The organism is Micromonospora sp. NPDC049679, from assembly GCF_040659735.1.
GTDB lineage: Bacteria > Actinomycetota > Actinomycetes > Mycobacteriales > Micromonosporaceae > Micromonospora_I.
This window is the reverse complement of sequence record NZ_JBFANZ010000077.1, coordinates 1-7131: the sequence shown is the minus strand read 5'-3', so window position 1 is coordinate 7131 and position 7131 is coordinate 1. Positions and strand designations below refer to the sequence as shown.

General features: G+C 69.8%; 6 protein-coding genes and 1 pseudogene. All 7 read left to right on the top strand.

All coding sequences use genetic code 11. The features are described from left to right. Positions 1-432: 432 nt before the first annotated feature. Entirely contained in the window at positions 433-1068 is a 636-nt protein-coding gene (locus tag AB0J06_RS26055) for a hypothetical protein (protein ID WP_357432278.1), read from the top strand. Positions 1069-1230: 162 nt separating this feature from the next. Continuing rightward, complete coding sequence (locus AB0J06_RS26050; RefSeq protein ID WP_357432276.1) at positions 1231-1692, top strand: DUF948 domain-containing protein; 462 nt, start codon at positions 1231-1233, stop codon at positions 1690-1692. Between the two features lie 73 nt (positions 1693-1765). Continuing rightward, the gene (locus AB0J06_RS26045; protein WP_357432274.1) at positions 1766-2071 is read left to right on the top strand and encodes a hypothetical protein; all 306 of its coding nucleotides are present in this window, start codon (positions 1766-1768) and stop codon (positions 2069-2071) included. Further along, positions 2068-4755: an alanine--tRNA ligase gene (alaS, locus tag AB0J06_RS26040; protein WP_357432272.1), complete on the top strand. Its 2688-nt coding sequence runs from the start codon at positions 2068-2070 to the stop codon at positions 4753-4755. The genes AB0J06_RS26045 and alaS overlap by 4 nt, the downstream gene beginning before the upstream one ends. 107 nt (positions 4756-4862) lie before the next feature. Continuing rightward, positions 4863-5321 carry a Holliday junction resolvase RuvX gene (gene ruvX, locus AB0J06_RS26035; protein WP_357432269.1) on the top strand — a complete coding sequence of 153 codons (459 nt, stop codon included), beginning with the start codon at positions 4863-4865 and terminating at the stop codon, positions 5319-5321. Continuing rightward, positions 5321-6520 (top strand): endolytic transglycosylase MltG, encoded by a 1200-nt coding sequence (gene mltG, locus AB0J06_RS26030; RefSeq protein ID WP_357432267.1) that lies wholly within the window; start codon positions 5321-5323, stop codon positions 6518-6520. The genes ruvX and mltG overlap by 1 nt, the downstream gene beginning before the upstream one ends. Before the next feature lie 158 nt (positions 6521-6678). Next, positions 6679-7131, top strand: a pseudogene (locus tag AB0J06_RS26025) (hypothetical protein); the annotation flags it as partial.

Sequence of the window (7131 nt, the reverse complement as noted above, 5' to 3'; positions counted from 1 at the left end):
CCGGACTGACCGACGCCGAGGTGCTCGATCGGGTGAAGGTCCGGGTCACCACGCTCGGCAAGCACGGCGTGGAGATCACCGGTCGTGACATGGAGTGCCACTCCCGGCGTGACCGGCGCCGTCGCCGCGGCGGCGAGCGTCCCCGTGCCACCGGCCCGACCCGGCCCCGGCACCCCGCCGGCGACCGGGCGGGACGGGGGCGCGACCCCGGTCGCCCGGGCTGCCGCATCCGTTCACTCTGGACCATCGGCGGCGGCCAAGGCGGCCGTTCCGGTACGCCCGGCGGCCGCCGCGACCGCGGTCGGCGCGCCACCCACCGGTACCCGAGCCGACGCCGTACCGGATGCGGACGCGGCGCCGGGAGGGGCGGGTCGAGGCCTCTCCGCCGGTGTGACGGCGCTGCGTGGCGCGCGGTCGGAGCTGCGCAAGCAGATGCGTGAGCAGCGTCGATTGCGAACGCTCGCGCTCGTCATGGTCAGCCTGCTGATTCTGGGCGCCCTGCCGCTCTACTTCGGCATCCGTGCGGCCACCCGCGATCCGGTGTTCAACGCTCTCGACGGCCTGTCAGTGCCGGCGTGGGCCGCCGTGCAGACCGACGACAAGGTGAACGGCAGTCGCTGGTGCCTGATCGAGTGCCGGTTCCGTGAGCGGACGGCCGAGTCCGAGAAGGCGCCCGAAGAGACGGCCCAGGTCTACGAGAAGGCGCTGGCGGGGGCGGGGTGGCAGCCGTGGAAGGCGGCGCTCTGCCCGGGGCAGCCGGTGGAGGGGCATTACACCTGTTGGAAGCGGGACGAGCTCACTCTCGACCTGTGGGTGCGGCAGCCCTCATGCGTCGAGGACCCGTTGCGGCTGCGTCCCACGGTGGGGCCGACCGGGGCTCCGGCCACGCCCGCGCCCGGCGCCGAGGACCAGTGTGAGGGCGCGCTCGTGTCAGTGAAGGTGCGCAACGCCATTGACGACGACCGCATCAAGCCTCAGCCGAGCACCGGTCCCTCGTTCACCGGGGAGACTCCGGACCCCGTCTTCACCGATGATCCTCTTTCCGACCTGACACCGTCACCGTCGTGAGGCCGTCAGCCGTCACGGACGGTAGGGTCTGCACGTTGGCGCAGAGTGGGGCGTTTTTCGGTTGATGCGATATCGGGTGATGCGATATCAGCCGGAAGACGCGGCGCGGGTCGGGACAACGGCGATCGCGCACCCGAGACGGATCGGCTGAGGAGGACACGCGTGAACCCTGGACAGATCGCGGCTTTGGTGGCGGCGGGCGCATTTCTGATGCTGGTCATCGTGCTCGCCGTGCCCATTCTGCGGTTGCGGCACACGGTCGACGCGGCCACCCGGGCGATCAACGATCTCAACGAGCGCACCGGCCCGCTGCTGGTCAACGTCAACGCCACGGTGGACAACGTCAACACCGCACTGGGGCAGATGCACACCTCGCTCGACGGGGTGAACATCCAGCTTGCGAAGATCGACACGATGACCGGTCACGCCCAGAACGTCACCGCCAATGTCGCCAACCTGGTGACCGTGGTCTCCGCGGCCGCCGCCAGCCCCCTGGTCAAGGTCGCCGCGCTCGGCTACGGCGTGCGTCGGGCCGCGTCCGCGCGGCGCCACGCCGACGAGGAACGCCAGGTGCGCGACACCCTGAAGCAGCAGCGCCGCGCGGCACGCCGGGCCGGGCGCTGATCCTGCCGCGTGCCGCGGCACATGCCGGTGCGAGGACGACGAAGTAGGTACGGCCAAGGATGAGGATGTAGCCATGAAGCGATTGCTGTGGTTGGGCGTCGGGCTCGCCGTCGGGGCTCTCGTGGTGCGCAAGGTGACCCAGAAGGCCCACTCCTACACGCCGGCGGGCATGGCGGCGTCGCTGTCGGAATCCGCTGGCGGCCTTGTGGAGTCGGTGCGTAGCTTCGTCGACGACGTGCGCGACGGCATGGCGGAGCGCGAGCAGGAGATCCACGCCGCGTTCGCCGAGGGTGTGGCGTTCGACCAGCACGACGCGGAGCCGGGACAGGACCCGCGCTCCGGTGAGCAGGGGATCAATCCCCAGAAAGGCGTTCGATGAAGACGGCGGAGATCAAGCGACGGTTCCTCGCGCATTTCGAGGCCAACGGTCACACGATCGTGCCGTCCGCGCCGCTGCCGGCGATCGACGACCCCAATCTGCTCTTCATCAACGCCGGCATGGTGCAGTTCGTGCCCTATTTCCTCGGGCAGCAGGCGCCGCCGTACACGCGGGCGGCGAGCGTGCAGAAATGCATCCGCACGCCGGACATCGACGAGGTGGGGAAGACATCCCGCCACGGCACGTTCTTCCAGATGAACGGCAACTTCTCCTTCGGTGACTATTTCAAGCAGGGCGCGATCAGCCTCGCCTGGGACCTGGTCACGAAGTCGGTCGCCGACGGTGGCTTCGGGCTCGATCCGGAACGGATCTGGCCGACGGTCTACCTCGACGACGACGAGGCCTTCGACATCTGGCACAAGCAGGTCGGGGTGCCGGTCGAGCGGATCGTGCGCCGGGGCAAGGCGGACAACTTCTGGTCGATGGGAATCCCCGGCCCGTGCGGCCCCTGCTCCGAGATCTTCATCGACCGCGGGCCGGAATACGGCCGCGAGGGCGGGCCGGAGGTCGACGAGGACCGCTACATGGAGTTCTGGAACCTCGTCTTCATGCAGTTCGAGCGGGGTCCGGGCACCGGCAAGGAGGACTACCCGATCCTGGGGGAGCTGCCGGCCAAGAACATCGACACCGGCATGGGCCTGGAGCGGATGGCCTCGATCCTGCAGGGGGTCGACAACCTCTACGAGATCGACGAGGTCCGTCCGATCCTGGACCGGGCGGCCGAGCTGACCGGCAAGCGCTACGGCGCGCAGTCCAGCCAGATCGCGTCACAGTCGCACCCGGACGACGTACGTCTGCGGGTGATCGCCGACCACGTGCGCACCTCGCTGATGCTGATCGGCGACGGGGTGACGCCGGCCAACGAGGGGCGCGGCTACGTGCTGCGTCGCATCATGCGCCGGGCGATCCGTGCGATGCGGCTGCTGGGCTGGCAGGAACGGGCGATGCCCGAGCTGCTGCCGGTGGCGCGGGACTGCATGGCGCCGTCCTACCCGGAGCTCGCCACCGACTTCGACCGGATCTCCCAGTACGCGTACGCCGAGGAGGACGCGTTCCTCTCCACGCTGCGGGCGGGCACCACCATCCTCGACACCGCGGTGGCCGAGACCAAGGCGGCCGGCGGCGCGAAGCTCTCCGGTGACAAGGCGTTCCAGCTGCACGACACGTACGGCTTCCCGATCGATCTGACGCTGGAGATCGCGGCCGAGCAGGGCCTGCAGGTGGACCAGGACGGTTTCCGTCGGCTGATGGCGGACCAGCGGTCCCGGGCCAAGGCGGACGCGCAGGCCCGTAAGACCGGTCACGTGGACCTCTCCGCCTACCGCTCGGCACTGGAGTTGGGTGGCCCGGTGCAGTTCACCGGCTATTCCGAGGTGGCCCGCGAGTCGACGGTACGGGCGCTGCTCGGTGACGGCGGCGCGCCCCTGGCGGTGGCGGGGGAGGGCGAGGTGGTCGAGCTGGTGCTCGACGCGACGCCGTTCTACGCCGAAGGTGGTGGGCAGCAGCCCGACGTCGGCCGGGTCACCGTCGGCGAGGGGCTGGTGGAGGTCTTCGACGTCCAGCAGCCGGTGCCGGGGCTGATCGTGCACAAGGCCCGGGTCGTGCGGGGCGAGGTGCGCACCGGCGAGGCCGGGTTCGCCGAGATCGACGTGACGCGGCGCCGGGCGATCTCCCGTTCGCACACCGCGACCCACCTTGTGCACCAGACGATGCGCAACTTCCTCGGTGAGTCGGCGACGCAGGCCGGGTCGCTCAACGCGCCGGGGCGGCTGCGCTTCGACTTCAACACCCCCGGCGCCGTGTCGGCGGGCGTGCTGCGGGACGTGGAGCAGCAGGTCAACGAGGTGCTCCTCAGTGACCTGGAGGTGCACGCCTTCATCACCTCGCAGGAGGAGGCGCGCCGGCTGGGCGCGATGGCGCTCTTCGGTGAGAAGTACGGCGAAGAGGTGCGGGTCGTCGAGGTCGGCGACTACGCCCGTGAGCTGTGCGGTGGCACGCACGTGGCCCGGTCGGGACAGCTGGGCCTGGTGAAGATCCTCTCCGAGTCGTCGATCGGCTCCGGGGTGCGCCGGGTCGAGGCGCTGGTCGGCATCGACGCGTTCAGCTTCCTCGCGAAGGAACATCTGCTGGTCTCGCGGCTCGCCGAGATCTACCGGGTCCCCACGGAGCAGGTCGGGGAGCGCGTGGAGCAGACGATCACGCAGTTGCGCGACGCGGAGAAGGAGCTGGAGAAGCTCCGGGCTCAGCTCGTGCTCGGCGGGGCCGGGGCACTCGCAGGCCAGGCCAAGGATGTCCGCGGTGTGGCCTACGTGGGCACGGAGGCGCCCGAGGGCGCGGCGGGCAACGACGTGCGGACGCTGGCCCAGGAGATCCGGGGCAGGATCGATCCGGCGCGCCCGGCGGTGGTCGCGGTGTCTGCCCGTTCGGGCGGCAAGGCGTCGCTGGTGGTCGCGGTCAATGCGGCGGCGAAGGGGCGGGGCATCTCCGCGGCCGACCTGGTCAAGGGGGCGCTCTCCGGTCGCGGGGGCGGCAATGCCGACCTGGCGCAGGGTGGCGGCCTGCCGGCGGCGGAGGCGTCCAATCTGCTGGCCGCGGTGGAGAAGGCCGTCGCCGAGGCGGCGTGAGCGCGTCAAGAAATTCCTGTTGATCAAGGGCTTGCCGGCGGTGGTCTCCGTACCACTGAGGGCAGGCCCTTGATCGCAGACGGCGTTGTCCCGGGGGAGGGTGCGGTGTGAGTGGTTTTGTACGTGGAGTTCGGCTCGGCGTCGACGTCGGCAAGGTCCGCGTCGGCGTGGCCATCTGCGACCCGGACGGGATCCTGGCCAGTCCGCTGGTGACGCTCGCCCGTGATCTCGTCACGGAGGGCGACACGGTCCCCACGGACATCGCCGAGCTTGCGCGTCTGGTGGAGCAGCATGAGGCGATCGAGGTGGTCGTCGGTCTGCCGGTGAACCTCGCCGGCGCCCACGGCCCCGCCGCCCAGCACGTCACCGCCTATGCGCAGAAGCTGGCTCCGACGATCGCGCCGGCCCCCGTCCTACTCGCCGACGAGAGGATGTCGACCGTGGTCGCAACCCGTAGGCTGGCGGAGCGTGGCGTAAGGGGAAAGCGCCAACGCGCGGTGGTCGACCAGGCGGCCGCGGTGGAGATCCTGCAGAGCTGGCTGGATGCGCAGCGGAGGCGGATGTGATGATCGACGAGCTGGAGCTCGCGTTTGACGAGCGCACGGAGAAGGGGCGGCACCGGCGCGGCTTCCGCAAGAAGCAGGCCCGCCGTGAGGCCGGCGGCGGGCGCGGCAAGACGATCGCCGCGCTGCTGGTGACGTTCCTTCTGCTCGGTGCGCTCGGCGGCGGGGTCTGGTACGGCTTCGACCGAGTCCAGGGGATCTTCGGCGCTCCGGACTACTCCGGCAGCGGCGCCGGCGAGGTGGTCATCCAGATCAAGCAGGGCGAGTCGCTGACCGAGGTGGGTAACACCCTGGTCCGGCAGGGCGTGGTGAAGAGCGCCGCGGCGTTCGTCGACGCCGCGAACGCCGACGTGCGGAGCACGAACATCCAGCCCGGCTCCTACAAGCTGCGCAAGGAGATGAGTGCCGAGAGTGCGCTCGGCCTGCTGCTCGATGTGACCAGCAAGGTCTCCAACAAGTTCACCATCCCCGAGGGGCGCACCGCCAAGCAGACCTACAAGCTGCTGGAGACGGCCACCAAGATCCCGGCGAAGGAGTTCGAGGCGGCGGCGAAGGATCCGATCGCGCTCGGCATCCCCGACTGGTGGTTCAAGCGCAACGACGGCAAGAAGAGCGTGGTCTCGATCGAGGGGTTCCTCTTCCCCGACACCTATGACCTCGAACCGAACATGACCGCGGCGGAGATCATCAAGAAGATGGTCACGGGTTTCCTTAACGTCGCCGGCGAGTTGAAGTTCGCCGAGCGGGTGGAGAAGGAGCGGGGCGGGGTCAGCCCGTACGAGGCGCTGATCGTCGCGTCGCTGGCCCAGGCCGAGGCGGGCAACAAGGACGACCTCGGGAAGGTTGCCCGGGTCGCCTACAACCGCGTCTACAGCGATACCTTCCCGTGTTCCTGTCTGGAGATGGACGTCACGGTCAACTACTGGCTGGAGGTCAGCGGCAAGCCGACCAAGGCGTCCAAGGACATGACGATCAGTGAGCTCAACGACCCGAAGAACCCGTACAACCGCAAGCTCAAGGGGATGGTCCCGACCCCGATCAACAACCCGGGGAAGGAAGCGCTGCAGGGGGCGGTGGACCCGCCGGCCGGCAAGTGGCTGTACTTCGTGGCCATCGACAAGCAGGGGCACTCGGCCTTCGCCGAGACCTACGCAGAGCACGAGCGCAACGAGGCGAAATCCCGGGAGGCCGGGATCATCTGACGACGAACAAGCCCCCGGCTGACTGCGGCAGCCGGGGGCTTGTTGAAGTTTCGACCGGAGGTCTACGCGGGGTGCGACCCGGGAGAGAGTTGTCAGGGCTGATAGCGACTACGCTACCTACGGTGCGCGGTCCTGAACCATTGCAGAGGGTGGCCGCGGTGGTCGGCCGCCCCATCGCTCACTCGCTTTCACCGGTGATCCACAACGCCGGCTACGCGGCGGCGGGCCTGACCGACTGGTCGTACACGGCGCTCGAGTGCGGTGCGGAGGAGCTGCCCGCTCTGGTTGGCGGGCTGGGCCCCGAGTGGGCCGGGCTGTCGGTCACCATGCCCGGTAAGGAGGCCGCGCTCGCCGTGGCCGATGAGGTCGCGCCGGTCGCGACCGCGGTCCGCGCGGCCAACACGCTCGTACGCCGCGCCGACGGCTCGTGGTACGCCGACAACACTGACGTCCCGGGCATGGTGACCGTGCTGCGGGCGGCGGGGGTCGCCGACGGCGCGGTGGTGACCGTGCTCGGCCACGGCGAAAGAGCTCGACAGCCAGTACCGCACGGCGTTGACCGTCTCCCTGACGGTGCTCGGAGTCGCCGTAGCGGCGGGCCTCCTGCTCGC

Coding starts and splice junctions, on each gene's coding strand:
- AB0J06_RS26055 (WP_357432278.1), top strand. CDS start 433: ATGCGTGAGCAGCGTCGATTGCGAACGCTCGCGCTCGTCATGGTCAGC.
- AB0J06_RS26045 (WP_357432274.1), top strand. CDS start 1,766: ATGAAGCGATTGCTGTGGTTGGGCGTCGGGCTCGCCGTCGGGGCTCTC.
- alaS (WP_357432272.1), top strand. CDS start 2,068: ATGAAGACGGCGGAGATCAAGCGACGGTTCCTCGCGCATTTCGAGGCC.
- mltG (WP_357432267.1), top strand. CDS start 5,321: ATGATCGACGAGCTGGAGCTCGCGTTTGACGAGCGCACGGAGAAGGGG.